The sequence below is a fragment of the Colwellia sp. MB02u-14 genome (assembly GCF_014076915.1).
Taxonomy (GTDB): domain Bacteria; phylum Pseudomonadota; class Gammaproteobacteria; order Enterobacterales; family Alteromonadaceae; genus Colwellia_A.
Window position 1 is genome coordinate 118,151 of record NZ_JACGUX010000085.1, and the last position, 17,002, is coordinate 135,152.

Annotated in this window: 12 protein-coding genes and 1 riboswitch; of the genes, 7 read left to right on the plus strand and 5 right to left on the minus strand. The window is 38.1% G+C overall.

From position 1 onward, the window contains the following. Window positions 1-13 precede the first annotated feature (13 nt). From H4J52_RS15740 to H4J52_RS15755, 4 genes are all read right to left on the minus strand, one after another. Window positions 14-1,258 (minus strand): PLP-dependent decarboxylase, encoded by a 1,245-nt coding sequence (locus H4J52_RS15740; RefSeq protein ID WP_182182193.1) that lies wholly within the window; start codon window positions 1,256-1,258, stop codon window positions 14-16. Window positions 1,259-1,284: 26 nt separating this feature from the next. Next, complete coding sequence (locus H4J52_RS15745; protein WP_182182194.1) at window positions 1,285-2,034, minus strand: 2,3,4,5-tetrahydropyridine-2,6-dicarboxylate N-succinyltransferase; 750 nt, start codon at window positions 2,032-2,034, stop codon at window positions 1,285-1,287. Window positions 2,035-2,112: 78 nt separating this feature from the next. Next, window positions 2,113-2,466, minus strand: coding sequence for a hypothetical protein (locus tag H4J52_RS15750; protein ID WP_182225140.1), 354 nt, complete (start codon window positions 2,464-2,466; stop codon window positions 2,113-2,115). 89 nt (window positions 2,467-2,555) lie between these two features. Next, window positions 2,556-2,727: riboswitch (Lysine riboswitch) on the minus strand. 132 nt (window positions 2,728-2,859) lie between these two features. Continuing rightward, window positions 2,860-4,101 carry a DsbA family protein gene (locus H4J52_RS15755; protein WP_182182196.1) on the minus strand — a complete coding sequence of 414 codons (1,242 nt, stop codon included), beginning with the start codon at window positions 4,099-4,101 and terminating at the stop codon, window positions 2,860-2,862. A gap of 221 nt (window positions 4,102-4,322) precedes the next feature. On the opposite strand from H4J52_RS15755, the gene H4J52_RS15760 reads away from it, so the two are divergent. The 3 genes from H4J52_RS15760 to arcA all read left to right on the plus strand — a co-directional run bounded on the left by H4J52_RS15760 (window position 4,323) and on the right by arcA (window position 7,919). Beyond that, window positions 4,323-5,357, plus strand: a complete 1,035-nt coding sequence (locus H4J52_RS15760) for a methyltransferase (RefSeq protein ID WP_259366667.1) — start codon at window positions 4,323-4,325, stop codon at window positions 5,355-5,357. A gap of 76 nt (window positions 5,358-5,433) precedes the next feature. Beyond that, window positions 5,434-7,008: a sensor histidine kinase gene (locus tag H4J52_RS15765; RefSeq protein WP_259367871.1), complete on the plus strand. Its 1,575-nt coding sequence runs from the start codon at window positions 5,434-5,436 to the stop codon at window positions 7,006-7,008. 209 nt (window positions 7,009-7,217) lie between these two features. After that, a complete protein-coding gene (gene arcA, locus H4J52_RS15770) occupies window positions 7,218-7,919 on the plus strand; it encodes a two-component system response regulator ArcA (protein ID WP_182225141.1) in 702 nt (233 codons plus the stop codon). A gap of 73 nt (window positions 7,920-7,992) precedes the next feature. On the opposite strand, the gene H4J52_RS15775 is transcribed toward arcA, so the two are convergent. Continuing rightward, window positions 7,993-8,340, minus strand: a complete 348-nt coding sequence (locus tag H4J52_RS15775) for an Hpt domain-containing protein (protein WP_182182199.1) — start codon at window positions 8,338-8,340, stop codon at window positions 7,993-7,995. 295 nt (window positions 8,341-8,635) lie between these two features. On the opposite strand from H4J52_RS15775, the gene folE2 reads away from it, so the two are divergent. The 4 genes from folE2 to H4J52_RS15795 all read left to right on the plus strand — a co-directional run bounded on the left by folE2 (window position 8,636) and on the right by H4J52_RS15795 (window position 16,942). Further along, entirely contained in the window at window positions 8,636-9,559 is a 924-nt protein-coding gene (folE2, locus tag H4J52_RS15780) for a GTP cyclohydrolase FolE2 (RefSeq protein WP_182182200.1), read from the plus strand. Between the two features lie 484 nt (window positions 9,560-10,043). Beyond that, complete coding sequence (gene gltB, locus H4J52_RS15785) at window positions 10,044-14,504, plus strand: glutamate synthase large subunit (protein WP_182225170.1); 4,461 nt, start codon at window positions 10,044-10,046, stop codon at window positions 14,502-14,504. A gap of 33 nt (window positions 14,505-14,537) precedes the next feature. Continuing rightward, the gene (locus H4J52_RS15790; protein WP_182182201.1) at window positions 14,538-15,953 is read left to right on the plus strand and encodes an FAD-dependent oxidoreductase; all 1,416 of its coding nucleotides are present in this window, start codon (window positions 14,538-14,540) and stop codon (window positions 15,951-15,953) included. 233 nt (window positions 15,954-16,186) lie between these two features. Continuing rightward, window positions 16,187-16,942: an ABC transporter substrate-binding protein gene (locus tag H4J52_RS15795; protein WP_182223729.1), complete on the plus strand. Its 756-nt coding sequence runs from the start codon at window positions 16,187-16,189 to the stop codon at window positions 16,940-16,942. Window positions 16,943-17,002 lie beyond the last annotated feature (60 nt).

Sequence of the window (17,002 nt, forward strand, 5' to 3'; positions counted from 1 at the left end):
CATTGGTTTAACGCTACCGTAAATACCAATCAGCAGGTTGTGACGCTCTTATTTCAATTAACTTCCCTTGACTAAAAACATATTCCGCCGCGATATGATGACAAAGAAAGAACGGCATGCTTTCAGTAAAACCGTATGCTCCACAATAACCAAAAATAAGTGGATCGTGAACAGAGACGTCAGCAGGTAAAGCGTGTTTGCCCAGTTTGTCCATGCTCGTACATAACGGACCATGAATGTCGAACAACTGCTTTTCATGTGAAGACGTTCGGAGTAAATCTACCGGAAAAGGCTGTTCAGTAATTGCTGGGCGCAATAAATGATTAATGCCTGCCGCCAATACTAATTGCTCTTGGCCATAATTTACCTTTCTATCAACAACCGGTGCTACGTAATAACCACATTCAGCTACCGCAAAGCGTCCCAACTCTAACCATAACTCTTCAACACCTGCTTGTTGTTTTATTATAGCGAGATCAATCAATATTTGCGGCCAAGACAGCGTAGCGCCTTGCTGCAAATAATCGATGCCTAAACCTCCCCCTAAATCTAATATTTTCAGTGCCATACCAATATCATCAGCTAATTGCTTTAATGGCGGTACCATTTGTGACCACAATGAAAACATTTTTTCATTGCTGAGCATATTGCCCCATTGAAAAATATGAAGACCACAAATTTCAATATCAGGAAAATCAGTCACGCGAATACTTTGCCATTGCGCTACCGATAAACCGAAAGGCGTTAGGCTATTCCCCCCTAAAGGATTTTTGTCACCCTCTGGCCATTGCAACTGCACGCGCAGTAAAACTTGTGGCTTAACCTTACTTTCAATGGCCGCTTCATTTAACCAAATTAATTGATTCAAACTTTCAGCCACAAAAACATTAACACCTTGATCAATAAATGACGTTATTTGAGCTTTAGATTTTGCGGGGCCGGTATTTAAGATACGTTCAGGTGCAACTCCCTGTTTTAACACTTGGCTTAATTCGCCAGTGCTCGCCACATCAAAATTAAAACCAGCACCGTCTAAGGTTTGAATGATGGTAGATAACGGGTTCGCTTTTACCGCAAACCATAGTTTGATCACATCTTGGCGTTGCAGTTCTGCCAAATGAGCTTTTAGCGCATCCAGATGATAAACAAAGTAACCAGCCTGTTCGGCACTTTCAGGGTGTTGTTCTTTTAACGCAGCAATTAATTCAATCGCTGCGGGAGAATCAAAACAATGGGCACTATTCACTAATTCAGCCATGATATTCCTATTTTATCTGCTATTGCTTAACGTAAAATTGATTCAAGTTCTAACGATGCATTACTTTTTTCATCACGGTATTTAACGATTAATGCACAAGCCATATTCAACCCCTGTGATTTAGCCCATTCGCCGGAAACTGGTCGCGTACCCGGAACGACAACAGCTCGCTCAGGAATGTCAGCACCTTTTTCAAGCATGACCTGATTGACACAATCGTAAACAGGCACTGACGCTGAAAGTGAAACACCTGGCGCTAAAACTGCCCCTTTTTTCACGACTAGGCCTTCAACAATTACCACACCAGCACTTAAAAAAGCGCCGTCTTCAATGATCACAGGGCTAGCTCCGACAGGCTCTAAAACACCGCCAATTTGAACCGCAGCTGACACGTGTACATTTTTACCAATTTGAGCACACGAACCAATTAATGCATGACTGTCAATCATAGTTCCGGTATCAACAAAAGCCCCCACATTAATATAAGCTGGTGGCATAATAATCACACCAGCTGCAACATGAGCACCCCGGCGAACTGATGAACCACCGGGCACTAATCGTACTTTATCATCAGTAGTAAATTCACGTGCAGGCAAGTTATGTTTATCAACAAAGCCTTTATAAACACCTTCAAAAGCAATATTTTCTCCCGCTTTAAATGCTGATAATATCGCTTCTTTTACCGCGACATTAGCCTGCCAGTGACCATGCTCGTCTTGATTTGCTGCTCGTACCGTACCTGCTTCTAACTGTATTAACGTTTCTTGCCAATTCATTTTGAATTACTCTTAATTAAATTTTTAAAGGGAATATTTAGCTTGATGCTTATGTTGTTGATTAATAATTTTTTAACGCTAACAGCGCATTAAGATCATTATCTTTGGTGGTATACCTTTTTTAATTGAGGTTGCCCTTGCGACTTGAAAAAGCTTGGCAAGTAAGTTTTTCTGATGTTGAAGTAACCCGTGGCTATTGCCAGCAAGTAAAGGTTGGAGGTATTCAAGCCTTGTATGTTGCCAAACGTTACATGCAAGTAGCAAAATGCTATTAGCAACATCAGACGGGCTAATGGCTATTTTTTTTAGGCGAGTAGGGGCGATTTCAACGCCATCAAGTAATGGCGTCATTAAAGCGGTCCATAAAATAGAATGATGGAGTGTTGGGGTAGCGTTTAAGCTAATATTTTTTGAATGTTTTATTTGATTCATTTCTCTCGAACTCTGTTCGTTCGGAGAACTTTTAGGCGTTTGTAGCAGCCAAAATAATAATCACTTCATTGGTGAGCATTGGCTTTACAAAGGCCAGAAGCTCTCCACCAAATTGGTGACAATTGCTAGGATTCAACCCAAACAACCGATAAATAAATTATCAAAAATTCATTTACCTCGGCATTAATCCCCCTCATTATCAATCGTCAGAGTTTGATCTCTTTATGATAACTACCTGGTTAATGCTCCTCTTCTGACCCTTTATCATTCAGCCTTGCTTGTGTAAAAAACCAAGCAACGACGTTATTGAATTCAGGACAACAACATTAGAACATTTATTCTAATGTTGAGTCAACAGGCGTATAAATAGGTGTCATACTGATATATTATATCTTATGAGGCAATAATCGCTTGCTCTATTTGTGCCAAACGGTCCTGCCCCCAACAAGTCACATTTTGAAAACGAAAACATGGAGCGCCCCATAATCCCATACTGTCTATTGTGCTTTGGTTAAAGTCAGACCATTGTTGCCAATCATGTGCATTATTGTATGCTAATGCTTCATCATAATTTAATGCATGCTGTTGACACAAAGATTCGATCACCGATTTATGCGATAAGTCTAAGCCGTTAACATATATAGCGTTAAACGCAGACTTAATGAAAGCGAGATCTTTATTTTGTTGCTCTGCATAGGAAAAAATTTGAAAAGCATTAAAAATACCTTGCCCTAAAGGATCGGTGATTCCTGTAAAAGGAATATTAAGCTTCTTGGCTTCACGACTGGCGTCAAAAACAGCATAACGCTCTTTGTTTTCTGTAATCGTTAATCCGCGCATAACCAACGGTAATAAAGGCTTTATTTTTAACGGTATATTATAATGCTGACTTAACTTCTCTGCTTGTAATAACCCAATATAAGAATAAGGGCTTCGCAATGAAATAAAAACCTCTAGCGTATGGTTGCCAGCGTTATCTGTAATAATTTCTTTCGTTGACTGCTCGGCAAATACGAGTTTGTTTTTTTGATAAACAGCAGTACTGTTATCTTTTGCTAAGCCAAAATCAGCCAAACGTTTTTCTAAATGCTCAAGTCTATCGATACCAACAAACCATTGGCCTGCAATGAAAATCGAAGAAGGTAAATAATGACCTTTTTTAACCAAACGCATTAAATTTTTAATTTGATAATTAATTACCGGCGTAGAAGCGTGATAATAATAATCAAATTCATTAAACCACGTTTCCTGGAAAAGCTGCCATGCATTATCTAATGTTTTAGGTCGCAATTGCCACATTTGCTGACCAGTAAAGAGTGATTCTTGTGTAGGTTTTTGCGTTATTTTTTTGAGTTGATATTGATCAGCAATAAAGTTAGCGTCTTTAATCGCCCAAGTACGCATTAATTTTGGATCTATTGTCACCCCTGGCACACTTTCGTAAACTAAAAACAGTTTAAATTGAATATTAAAGCGTTGTTCTAACTCAGGCAGCACTTGAATAAGCATAAAGCTATAAGGGTCGTTAAGTGCTAAATAAACTTCGGCAACAGGCGTTTTTCTAAACCAGTTAGGTACAGTAAAATAACGAAGTTTTAACACCCATGCTCGCTTGTCACTGCGTATCAATCTCACTTTAAACCAAGTAAAAATTTTAGTAAAAATACTCCTCTCCCTCAATATTATATGGTGTTTTTCAAATTTATTATTGCCGTTTCTGACATGATTATAATATTCACGTAGAATGGCGACATTATAAACATATCTTGTCGTTAAGCGTATAAAATACCGTTAATTAATTTATCATTTAAACCGTATTATTATTAACGTCATAATCAAATCATTTGAGAATCACTTTGTTAGATAACATCAATCAATTACTGCTACGTAATACCGACTTACTGCCGGCAAAAGCCCCTTTATTTATTAATTTACCTGTTGACGATTTTTTTGAAGAATACCACTCACTTCACCCCAACGCGTTGATGACATGTTACAACACTAATTATCAATTTCATTTACAAGCTAAACAGCTGCAACTATCTCAAATGAACGCTGTATTTAGTGCCTGTTATCAAAGTGATATTGAACACGATTTAGTTATTGTTCAATTCCCTAAAAGTAAGGCGGAGTTAACCTTTACCCTAGCGATGATTGCAAGTGTCGTATCGAAAGATTGCTTAATATTAGTTATCGGCGAAAATAAAAGTGGCATTAAATCTTTAGAAAAACTAACTCGCGAACAGCTTGGAGATTGTGCAAAAATTGATGCTGCTCGCCATTGCTTATTATTTGCGGCCAATTTACTGGCGACACAAGAAACGTTTATTTTAGAAAACTGGTTAAAACCATACTCATTTACGATTAAAAATACCCTTATAGACGTGGTCGCATTACCGGGTGTATTCAGTCAAAACGGTCTTGATATCGGAACACAAGTTTTATTAGAAAATATACCTAAAAAGGTAACAGGTAAACTGCTCGATTTTGGATGTGGTGCCGGTGTTATCGCAAGTTACTTTGGCAAACTATTCCCCGGTATCGATTTACATTTACTTGATGTTAATGCGTTAGCTTTATATTCAGCCCAGGCAACCTTAAAATTAAATAATTTAACGGGTCACATTTTTCCATCAAACAGTCTATCTGAAGTTAAAGACAAGTACGACTTCGTTATTTCAAATCCTCCCTTTCATCAAGGGCTAAAAACAAATTATCAAGCAACTGAAACATTTCTATCAAAAATAAAACCTCATTTAAAGCCCAAAGGACAAGTAATTGTTGTTGCTAATAGTTTTTTACGTTATCAACCAATAATGGAAGAAGCGATTGGCAGAACACAAATTTTAGCTAAGCAAAAAGGTTTCTCGCTTTATCATTGTTCAATTTAATTGCTCAATATAAAATTTAAGTTACTATAAAAGTATGGAAAAAATGAAACACATTCACTCATTAAAGAGAAAACTGATGATTATGAACATCGGTTTCATTGTATTGTTTGTTACTCTTTCTTCTTTTATCATCGCTAATTTATTTATTGAAGATACAAAAAAAGACGCGGCAACTAACACAAAATATTGGGCTGAGCTTATCGCAAATGCTAACAGTACCAATCTTGTTAATAATGAAACCCGATTGATTAATCATTATTTGTCAATGCTCAAATCTGTCCCTTATATTAGCCACATTCATATTTATAAACTATCCCCTGAGCCTGAAGGCATAGTTTTTTTTGCGAACTATAATAAAAGTATGAGCTCTCCTATACTCAAAAAAACAGATAAAATAGTGGAGTTATCTTCCGCAAAGATAAGTGCTCATATTATAGAGCTTATGGTCCCGGTCACCCAGCAAGATAAAAAAGTTGGCTACGTTTATATACAAGTCAGTACTGACTATATTAAACGCATAAAAAACAATATGTTCTTACGCTATAGCGTCATTATTTTCATGCTTATTATCGTGACACTTTTATTGACAATAATACTTAACCGCTTTATCACTATTCCTATGTCAGATATGGCAAATAAGATACAAGATATTTCAAAACATAAAAGATTCAATTTACGTATTGGGCAAATGCCTTTTAAAGAACTTGATATTCTTGCACTCAATATAAACATTTTACTTAACAGAGCTGAGACACAATTAGCGAATTTATCAGATGCCAAACAGCTTACTTATCAACAAAATAAAGATCTTGAAGATAAAGTAAATAAACGCACCCAAGCCTTAAAAGATTCAAACCATGAATTGCTGTCTACATTAGAAAAACTGCACCAGTTTCAAGGGCAACTTGTTGAAAGTGAAAAAATGGCTTCATTAGGAGATATGGTTGCGGGTGTAGCGCATGAAGTAAATACCCCAATAGGTTTAGGTGTTACCGCTTCAACATTATTATCGGATCGCCTATTAGAAATCAAAAAAGCTTTTGATGATAAAACCTTAAAATCTAGTCAATTGAAAAAGTTTCTCATTGAGGGCGAAGAGAATACTGCCATTATTTATCGCAATTTAAAACGTGCAGCAACATTAATATCTAGTTTCAAAAAAGTTGCGGTTGACCAATCAAGTGAAGAAGCTCGTTCGTTTAACATCAAAAATTTGCTTGACGAAATTTTATTGACTTTAGCTCCACAAATTAAAAAATTACCTTTTATTATAAATGTCGACTGTCCAAGCGAACTTATGATTAAAAGTAAACCTGGTCCAATTAATCAAATTATTATTAATTTAATACAAAATTCTATTACCCATGGATTTGATCAACGAAAATATGGTTCGATATATATACAAGTCAGTATTGATAGCAATATGCTAACAATTAACTACCAAGATGACGGCAGAGGTATTGAGCCTTCTATAATGAATAAAATTTTTGAGCCCTTCACCACAACAAAACGGGGTTCTGGTGGCAGTGGTTTAGGTTTACACCTGGTTTATAATTTAGTGACACAGGCTTTAGGTGGAAAGATATCCTTTATTAGTGATGTTGAAAGTGGTGTCAATTTCAAAATAATTATCCCAATACAAGTCATGTAAAAAGACTAAAGGTAGTCATATAAATTATTGTTGAAAATGAAGAAACTCATAATCTTGATTGTTTTTTAGTTAGTGGTTCTATACCATACAATTAATTGTATAAATAATTAACAAAATCAGCATTAGTAACATAGCGTTAATATAATTCTCAGCTATAACTAACATACAGTAAACATTATTGCCAAATACATAAAGAGTGGAAAAAAAACATGCAAAAACCTCACATACTTATCGTAGAAGACGAAGATGTTACACGCTTTAACCTACGTAACTTATTTGAAGCCGAAGGCTATCAAGTCTCTGAGGCTACCGACGGTGAGAGCATGGATACTCAGCTACAAAAAAACACAATTAATCTAGTCATTATGGATATTAATCTTCCAGGTAAAAATGGTTTGTTATTGGCGAGGGAACTCACCAGCAACAATGAACTAGGTTTAATATTCCTAACTGGTCGTGACAGTGATATAGATAAGATACTGGGGTTAGAAATTGGTGCTGATGACTATTTAACGAAACCGTTTAATCCCCGTGAACTAACGATACGCGCGCGAAATATTCTTAATCGTATTGGTCAAACAAAGAATGAAGTTGAAAAAGCAGTGATCACTTTTAACGAATGGTCACTTGATGGCAATTCAAGAAAAATGACCGCTCCTGACGGACAGGTTTTAGCGATACCGCGTGGCGAGTATCGTGCATTACGCTTGTTAATTGAAAATACAGGCCAGATTGTCACTCGCCAGCAACTCATTAAAGAAATGACAGGTCGTGACCTTCGTTCAAATGATCGCACTGTTGATGTAACGATTAGACGCCTACGCAAACATTTTGAGTCAATACCTGATGCGCCTGAATTAATTAACACCATTCACGGTGAAGGATATCGCTTTATTGGCTCTGTAGATTAAGCAATTAAATAATAAACAACTAAAAAGGGGAAGCAATAATTGCTTCCCCTTTTTAGTTGTTTAAGACAATAATTTACTTTGATGCTAACCATGTTTTAAAAGCGGTAATCGCTTGTTTATTAAGGTCAATTAACTCAGAAATATGTATTGACTTTTCTGACCATTGCCCTGAAATTTTTTCTACCGCAACAAGCTTCGCATGAGTGGCCAACAAACCAACACTGCCTGTAGCACCCTTCATTTTATGACATCGTGCTTGCCATAAATCTTGTGACTTTTTTTCAAAAGCATCAGTTATTTCTTCAATATAGGTCTTTGATTGCTGGATATATAAATCCAACATTTGTTGAAGGATATCTTGGCCTAAACTATCTAAATATCCCTCTAATAAATTAACATCTAACGGTTCGATATTATTCACAAATCCTACCTTTAATTATATTTATAGCGGCGTAATATCATTCATTGTAACAAGATGAACAGCGATGTCATTAAACAAATGTCTTTCATTTACATTGATTTAAAAATTCTTAACAAACAGAAAACCTCATGAATACACAGTCTTTCAGTAACTTATGTACCTAAGGTACTTAAAAAAGAACTGCCGCTATATCTGCAACCAAATATACGTTAGAATACGCGCCCTTAATAAGTTTGTTATGTACTGAAGTTTCAAAAAGCCCTTTACATAGCGTGTTAGAAACTCTGGAGTAGAAATGTCCACATTAATGCCTGATATCGCCAACCACACCACCGCTCAAACCGAAGGAACGCTCGATTGGGTTGGAATGAGTAATATAGAAATGCCCATAATGGTTGCTTCGCAAGGTGAGAATGAGCGGATGGTTTCTGCTTTTGTTGACGCGTTTGTAAACTTAAAAGAACCACAAGCAAAAGGCATTCATATGTCTCGTTTGTATTTGTTACTTGACGAACTTTCTACCAGTAATACTTTAGACTTTCAAAGCTTAGTTACTTTACTTGACGCTTTCATCAGCAGTCATAATGACCTGAGTGATAATGCAAAAGTACAGTTTCGTTTCGATTATCACCTAAGAAGAAAATCACTAATAAGTGGTAAACAAGGCTGGAAAGCATACCCTGTTACATTAACGGGCCGCTTAAATAAAGGAAAGCTTGATATTGAGCTTGCTGTTGATGTTAGATATTCGTCTACTTGTCCTTGCTCTGCAGCTCTTGCTCGACAATTAATTCAAAAAGCTTTTAAAGAAAAGTTTAACGATCAACAAGCTGATTTAGATGCTATTCACGAGTGGCTTGGAACGACCGAAGGGATTGTTGCCACACCTCATAGCCAACGTTCAGTGGCTGAATTAAAAGTTAAGCTAAATACCAATACTAATGAATTTCCGATTACCGCTTTAGTCGATATCATTGAAGACTGCTTAAAAACGCCTGTTCAAGCGGCAGTTAAACGAGAAGATGAGCAAGAATTTGCCCGTTTGAATGGTCAAAATTTAATGTTTTGTGAGGACGCCGCTCGCCGTTTACAGCACGCAATGAATAACACGCCTGAATATGACGACTTTTGGCTTCGCATTAATCACCTTGAATCTTTACATGCCCACGACGCGGTAAGTATTACGACAAAAGGTGTTGAAGGTGGCTACCAACCATAAGCCATTGTTTTTGAAAAAAATTGCAATATAACTTTAAAGCCAGTAATTAATGCTGGCTTTTTTATGTCTGATATTTAATCCTGTCGTTACGCCCCACACACACTACTGAATAAAAAATGAATAATATTCACCACGTAGTTTGCTCATATTTATTATTAACAAAAACAAAAATGTAATTAAATTACAACAAAGTAAACATAAATCATTCTCAACTCGCTTATAACAATTGAGATTAGCGCTTAAAATTCTACAAAAAGTCAATAAATTTAACATAATCACATAATATTGATTTAAAACATAGGTCTAGAGTCATGTAAAAAAACTACGAGCAAATACTCTATTTTGATTGACCTTTTAGCGATAAGTGTTTAATGTGAAAGGTTCCACTTAAGTGAAAACAGAGTATTTATGCAATTTTTGTATAACTTTATTCTTTCTTTATATTCTCTGTGCTTAAGTGGTTATTTCTTGAGGAGAAAATAACATCATGCTTTACGATCACAGCGTTCAGAAAGACAACTGCGGATTTGGCTTAATTGCTCACCAACAAGGTGAGGCCAGCCATAAACTTGTAAAAACGGCCATTCATGCCCTTGACCGTATGCAACATCGTGGTGGTATTGCTGCCGATGGTAAAACGGGCGACGGTTGTGGTTTGTTAATGCAAAAACCCGATACTTTCTTTCGAGCTATTGCTGAAGAGAACAACTGGAAGCTTGGCAGAAAATACGCTGTAGGAATGATTTTCCTCAATCCTGATCCGATTCAAGCGGCTTTAAGTAAAAAAATTCTTGAAGAAGAGTTAGCGCGTGAAACGCTGACCTTAATTGGTTGGCGCATAGTGCCAACTGATACCTCAATATTAGGTGAAACGGCAGTAAATAATATGCCACAAATAGAGCAGGTCTTTGTTGACGCTCCTCCTGGTTGGAGAAATCGAGATTTAGAGCGCCGTTTATATATGGCACGTCGTCGAGCAGAAAAACGTATTGATGATAGCGTTTTTTATGTGGCAAGTTTATCGTGTTTGGTCACTATCTATAAAGGCTTAATGATGCCTGTAGATTTACCGAATTTTTATTTAGATCTTGCTGATATCCGCATGCAAACCGCAATTTGTGTATTTCATCAACGCTTTTCAACCAACACATCACCCCAATGGTACTTAGCGCAACCTTTTCGTTACCTAGCACATAATGGTGAAATTAACACAATTAAAGGTAATCGCCAGTGGAGTCGAGCACGTACACACATATTCAAATCACCTTTATTACCTGACTTACAAGACGCTGCCCCGTTTGTTAACGAAAGTGGCTCTGATTCATCATCCTTAGATAACATGTTGGAATTATTCATTGCTGGTGGCATGGACTTATACCGTGGTATGCGTTTATTAATGCCCCCAGCTTGGCAAAATAGCCCGTTAATGGATGAAAATTTAAAAGCATTTTACGAATTTAACTCTATGCATATGGAACCATGGGATGGCCCTGCAGGTGTTGTGGTGACCAATGGTCGCCATGTTGCCTGTAATTTAGATAGAAATGGCTTACGCCCTGCTCGTTATGTTATTACTCGTGATGGCTTCATTACCTTAGCCTCTGAAGTTGGTATTTGGGATTACGGTGAAGATGAAGTGGTTGAAAAAGGGCGTGTTGGCCCCGGCGAAATGCTTGCTATTGATACTTACACTGGAAAAATATTTACCTCTAGCGATATTGATGAAGAATTAAAAGTTCGTCATCCTTACCGTGAATGGTTAGATAAAAACACACAACGCTTGATACCTTTTCATCAACTAGATGCTGAGCTCATTGGTAAGCGTGTTTTTGACGATCAAGCTATTTCGCAATACCATAAAATGTTCAATTACAGCTATGAAGAGATCCATCAGATTGTTAAAACATTAGCTGAAAATGGCATGGAAGCAACAGGTTCTATGGGTGACGATACTCCAATGGCTGTACTTTCAAGCCAGCCTCGCACAATTTTTGACTATTTCCGTCAACAGTTTGCACAGGTAACAAACCCGCCTATTGACCCATTACGTGAACGCTACGTTATGTCACTGGGTACCTGTATCGGCCGCGAGCATAATGTTTTTAACGAAACCACCGGTCATGCTAACCGCATCTTATTTGAAACCCCTATACTTATGTATACAGGTTTAAAGCAACTACGAAACCTTGACCCTGAACATTATCGCAGCGACACGCTGACATTAAATTACGATAAAGAAGAAGGTTTAGAAGCGGCAATTATTCGATTATGTGATGAAGCGGAGACATTGGTTCGTGATATGAACACCGTTATTTTGGTACTTTCAGATCGTCAAATTCATAAGGGTATGTTACCTATACCCGCCGCTATGGCAGTGGGTGCCGTGCAACAACGTTTAGTTGAAACACAACTGCGTTGTGACTCTAATATTATTGTTGAAACAGCAGCAGCAAGGGACTCTCATCATTTTGCAGTGCTGCTGGGGCTTGGCGCAACTGCTGTTTACCCTTACCTTGCTTTTGAAACCATTGAACAATTAGTTGACCAAGGACAAATTGAGTTAACCGCTCGCCAAGCCGTAATGAACTATCGCGATGGCATCAATAAAGGCTTATTAAAAATATTATCTAAAATGGGCATTTCAACTATTGCCAGCTATCGTTGTGCGGGTTTATTTGAAGTGATTGGTTTGCATCAAAATATTATGCAGTTGTGTTTCCCTGATTTACCAAGTCGTATTCAGGGTGCTGATTTTTCAGATATAGAACAAGACAACATCAACCTTTCGCGCAAAGCCTTTTTAGCGCATCAGAAAGTCAATCACGGCGGGTTACTCAAATATGTACACGGGGGTGAATATCACGCTTTTAATCCTGATGTTGTGACCTACTTACAAAAAGCAGTTAAGTCAGGCGATTACGCTGATTATCGCCTGTTTGCTGATCACGTAAATAACCGCCCAGTGGCGACGTTACGTGACTTATTGGGTTTTAAAGAAGATGCCCAGTCAATTGATATCAGTAAGGTAGAACCTGAAACTGAAATGTTCAAACGCTTCGACAGTGCAGCTATGTCAATTGGTGCATTGAGCCCCGAAGCTCATGAAGCCTTGGCTATCGCCATGAACCGTTTAGGCGGTTATTCAAATTCTGGTGAAGGGGGTGAAGATGAACGTCGTTTTGGTACAGTAAAAAATTCACGTATTAAACAAATCGCTTCTGGTCGCTTTGGCGTCACACCACACTATTTAGTGAATGCTGATGTACTACAAATTAAAGTTGCACAAGGCGCAAAACCCGGTGAAGGTGGTCAATTACCCGGTGATAAAGTGTCACCCTTAATTGCTAAGTTACGCTTTTCAGTACCGGGTGTTACGCTAATTTCTCCACCTCCACATCACGACATCTATTCAATTGAAGATTTAGCTCAGCTTATTTTCGATTTGAAACAAGTAAACCCTAAAGCGGTTATTTCAGTGAAACTCGTTTCAGGACCAGGTGTTGGAACAATTGCTTCTGGTGTTGCTAAAGCTTACGCTGATTTTATTACCATTTCAGGTTACGACGGTGGTACAGCTGCTAGCCCACTAAGTTCAGTAAAATATGCGGGTTGTCCTTGGGAGTTAGGTTTAGCTGAAGCCCATCAGTCATTAGTGACTAACGGTTTACGCCATAAAGTACGTTTACAGGTTGATGGCGGATTAAAAACCGGTATCGATATTGTTAAAGCAGCCATTTTAGGCGCAGAAAGCTTTGGCTTTGGTACTGCACCAATGGTGACACTGGGTTGTAAATTCCTCCGTATCTGCCATTTAAACAATTGTGCGACAGGTGTTGCGACGCAAGACGATGTATTGCGTGAAAAATTCTTCAAAGGTCTCCCTGAGCAAGTCATGAACTACTTTAAGTTTATTGCTCATGATGTTCGTGAAATTTTAGCGCGATTAGGGGTTGAAAGCTTAACCGCAGTAATTGGTCGAACCGACTTATTAGTGCAGCTTACGGGCTTAACAGCTAAGCAACAAAAATTAGACTTGTCACCCATTATTGCCCCGGTTGTTGCGGGTGCTGATACGGCTCTTTATCAAACAGAAAATAATAACCCGTTTGATAAGGGCGTTTTGAATAAAGAGATTCTGGCCACGTGTACTGATGCTGTATCACATCGTAAAGGTGGCGAATTCCGTTTTACAATACAAAATACCGATCGCTCTGTGGGTGCTTCATTATCAGGTGAAATTGCTCGTCATCATGGCGACCAAGGTATGGCGTCTTCTCCAATTAAAATCCATCTTAATGGCACGGCAGGCCAAAGCTTTGGTGTCTGGAATGCTGGTGGCTTAGAAATGACCCTCACAGGTGATGCTAATGATTATGTTGGTAAAGGGATGACTGGCGGCAAGTTGACAATTAAACCACCAAAAGGTGTTGAGTATTTAAGTCATCAAACGATGATCATGGGTAATACTTGTTTATATGGCGCAACTGGCGGCAGACTTTATGGTTGTGGGCGTGCAGGTGAACGCTTTGCAGTGCGTAACTCAGGGGCTCATGCGGTAATTGAAGGTACTGGTGATCACGCTTGTGAATACATGACCGGCGGCATAGTAACTATTCTAGGTCAAGTTGGGGTAAACTTTGGTGCAGGAATGACCGGTGGTTTTGCTTATGTATTTGATGAGTCTGGCGATTTAGATGTTCGTTTAAATGGTGAGTCAATCGAGTTATTACCGATAAGCAACCTGACAATTCATCAAGAACATTTACGCGGTATTATTAACCAACATTTTGATGAAACCGGCAGTGCGCGTGCTCAAGAAATCTTAGCTGACTTTGATGCCTACGCACCGCGATTTAAATTAGTTAAACCTACGGCAACTGATGTTAAAACCTTATTAGGTCATCGTAGCCGTTCATCTGCTGAACTTCGCGTTCAAGCACAGTAGTCGTGTCAAGAATGCGAATTAAGGGAAAACAGTATGAGTAAAAATGTTTATCAATTTATCGATGTTAAGCGCATCGATCCGCCTAAAAAAGCAATTGAACAGCGTAAAATAAATTTTGTTGAAATATATCAGCCATTAAGTACTGACCAAAGTGCTGGCCAAGCAGACCGATGTTTAGATTGTGGTAACCCTTATTGTGAGTGGCAATGCCCTGTTCACAATTATATTCCACAATGGTTAGAGTTGGTTACCGAGGGGAAGATTTTTGAAGCTGCTGACTTGTGCCATCAAACGAATAGCTTACCCGAAATGTGTGGCCGTGTTTGCCCACAAGACAGACTCTGTGAATCGGCCTGTACGTTAGACGAAGATTTTGGCGCTGTTACTATCGGTAATATTGAGAAGTACATTACCGACACTGCATTTGCACAAGGGTGGAAACCTGATTTATCGAACGTAGTAAAAGTGAACAAACGTGTCGCAGTTATTGGTGCAGGCCCTGCTGGTTTATCTTGTGCTGACGTACTAACACGTAATGGTATCGACGCGGTTGTTTACGACAAACATGCCCAAATAGGTGGCTTGCTAACTTTTGGTATTCCCTCGTTCAAATTAGAAAAAGATGTTATTCAAACACGTCGTGAAATTTTTGAAGGTATGGGCATTGAATTTCGTTTAAATATCAACGTAGGTGTTGATGTAACCATTGAGTCATTGAGCGAAGACTACGACGCTGTATTTTTAGCACTTGGCACTTACACCGATATGACAGGTGGTTTCGAGCAAGAAGGTGCGGCAGGTGTTTACACTGCACTTGATTTCTTAGTTGGTAACACGCAAAACTTGATGAAAATTACTGAAAATGCCAAGCCATATGTCAGTTTTGAAAACAAAAAAGTGATTGTTCTCGGTGGGGGCGATACGGCAATGGATTGTGTACGTACCTCTATTCGTCAAAATGCTACCGAAGTCACGTGTGCCTATCGTCGTGACGAAGCCAACATGCCAGGTTCACCCCGTGAAGTTCAAAATGCGAAAGAAGAAGGCGTAAACTTTCAATTCAACTTACAACCTCTTGATATTGCTGTTGATAAAGATGGTAACGCTTGTGGTGTTAAATTTGTAAAAACTCAACTAGGTGCTGCAGATGCAAAAGGCAGAAGAAGCCCTGAACCGATAGCGGGTAGTGAATTTATAATGGAAGCTGACGCGGTAGTGATTGCTTTTGGTTTTTTACCCAGTCCACCACAGTGGATGAAAGATGCAGGGGTTGAGATAGATAAACGCGGACTCGTTTTAGCTGCAGATAATAGTGAATTTGCTTTACAAACCACTAAACAAAATATTTTTGCCGGTGGCGATATGGTACTAGGCTCAGATCTTGTGGTTACGGCTGTTGATCAAGGTCGTAAAGCAGCCATTGGTATTTTAGACTTCGTCCTCAGTTAAAAAATAGCTTAATTTCTTTTAAAAGCAGCTTAGGCTGCTTTTTTTATGTCTACATTTACACAAAATAATCACTCATTGAAATAAAGTGCGCTATTATTTAAAGGTAAAATAAAATATTATTCATTGTAGAGTGTTAACTTTTTTCAAAGATCTCCTTGATTATTTTGTGGTTAACCGTCTATAAAAAATGGAGTGTTGTTACCCAGTAAGGTCGCGATACTAAAAAATATATGATGCAATTTTATAAAAAATTTTTAACGATGATTACCGTCCTCCTTATCGCTTTATTAGTCACATTCGATGCTAAAGCCCAAGAAATCGATGTGGTTACTGAGCTGCTAGAGCCTTATCAAATTGAAAAAGCAGATGGCAGCTTAGGTGGTTTTTCTACAGAGGTAGTTGAAGCTTTATTTAAAATAACAAAAGACCAGGCTAGCATTCAAATAATGCCTTGGGCTAGAGCATACGAAGTTGCGCTTTATCAACCAAATACTTTAATTTACTCTATTGCTCATACGCAAATGAGAAATAAAAAATTTCATTGGATCGGGGCACTAAAAAAAGAGCGATTATACTTTTGGGGATTAAAAAAGCATTACACAAAAACCGATTACCAAGTATCTGCCTTAAAGAACTTAAAGATCGCTGCCTCAAGAAATTCAAACTCCGCACAATATTTAATTGCTCAAGGTTTTTCAAATATATACCTGCTTGCTAACGAACGACAAAATATGGATATGTTGTTTATTGACCGAGTAGACCTAATTCTGGCGACAAAAATAACCATAGAAACCAGAGCTAAAAATCTTGGCTATAACTTTAATGAACTACAAAGGTTGAACGAAGTGGCTGCTTTAAATAACAGACTCAGTATTGCCTTTAGTCTTAATACCTCACCCGTATTGATAAAAAAATATAAAGCGGCATTTAAACAATTAGTCACCAGTGGCCAACTTGCAAAAATTAAAAAAAAGTGGAAGTTATATTAACTCTTTCACTTTGAGATAAATAAACCTCAATTATTATCCCTTTGAAAATAAAGTAGCTAC

Bases quoted from the DNA above. Each gene is read 5' to 3' on its own strand.
- H4J52_RS15740 (WP_182182193.1), bottom strand. From the start codon at position 1,258: ATGGCTGAATTAGTGAATAGTGCCCATTGTTTTGATTCTCCCGCAGCG.
- H4J52_RS15745 (WP_182182194.1), bottom strand. From the start codon at position 2,034: ATGAATTGGCAAGAAACGTTAATACAGTTAGAAGCAGGTACGGTACGA.
- H4J52_RS15750 (WP_182225140.1), bottom strand. From the start codon at position 2,466: ATGAATCAAATAAAACATTCAAAAAATATTAGCTTAAACGCTACCCCA.
- H4J52_RS15765 (WP_259367871.1), top strand. From the start codon at position 5,434: ATGATTATGAACATCGGTTTCATTGTATTGTTTGTTACTCTTTCTTCT.
- arcA (WP_182225141.1), top strand. From the start codon at position 7,218: ATGCAAAAACCTCACATACTTATCGTAGAAGACGAAGATGTTACACGC.
- folE2 (WP_182182200.1), top strand. From the start codon at position 8,636: ATGTCCACATTAATGCCTGATATCGCCAACCACACCACCGCTCAAACC.
- H4J52_RS15790 (WP_182182201.1), top strand. From the start codon at position 14,538: ATGAGTAAAAATGTTTATCAATTTATCGATGTTAAGCGCATCGATCCG.
- H4J52_RS15795 (WP_182223729.1), top strand. From the start codon at position 16,187: ATGCAATTTTATAAAAAATTTTTAACGATGATTACCGTCCTCCTTATC.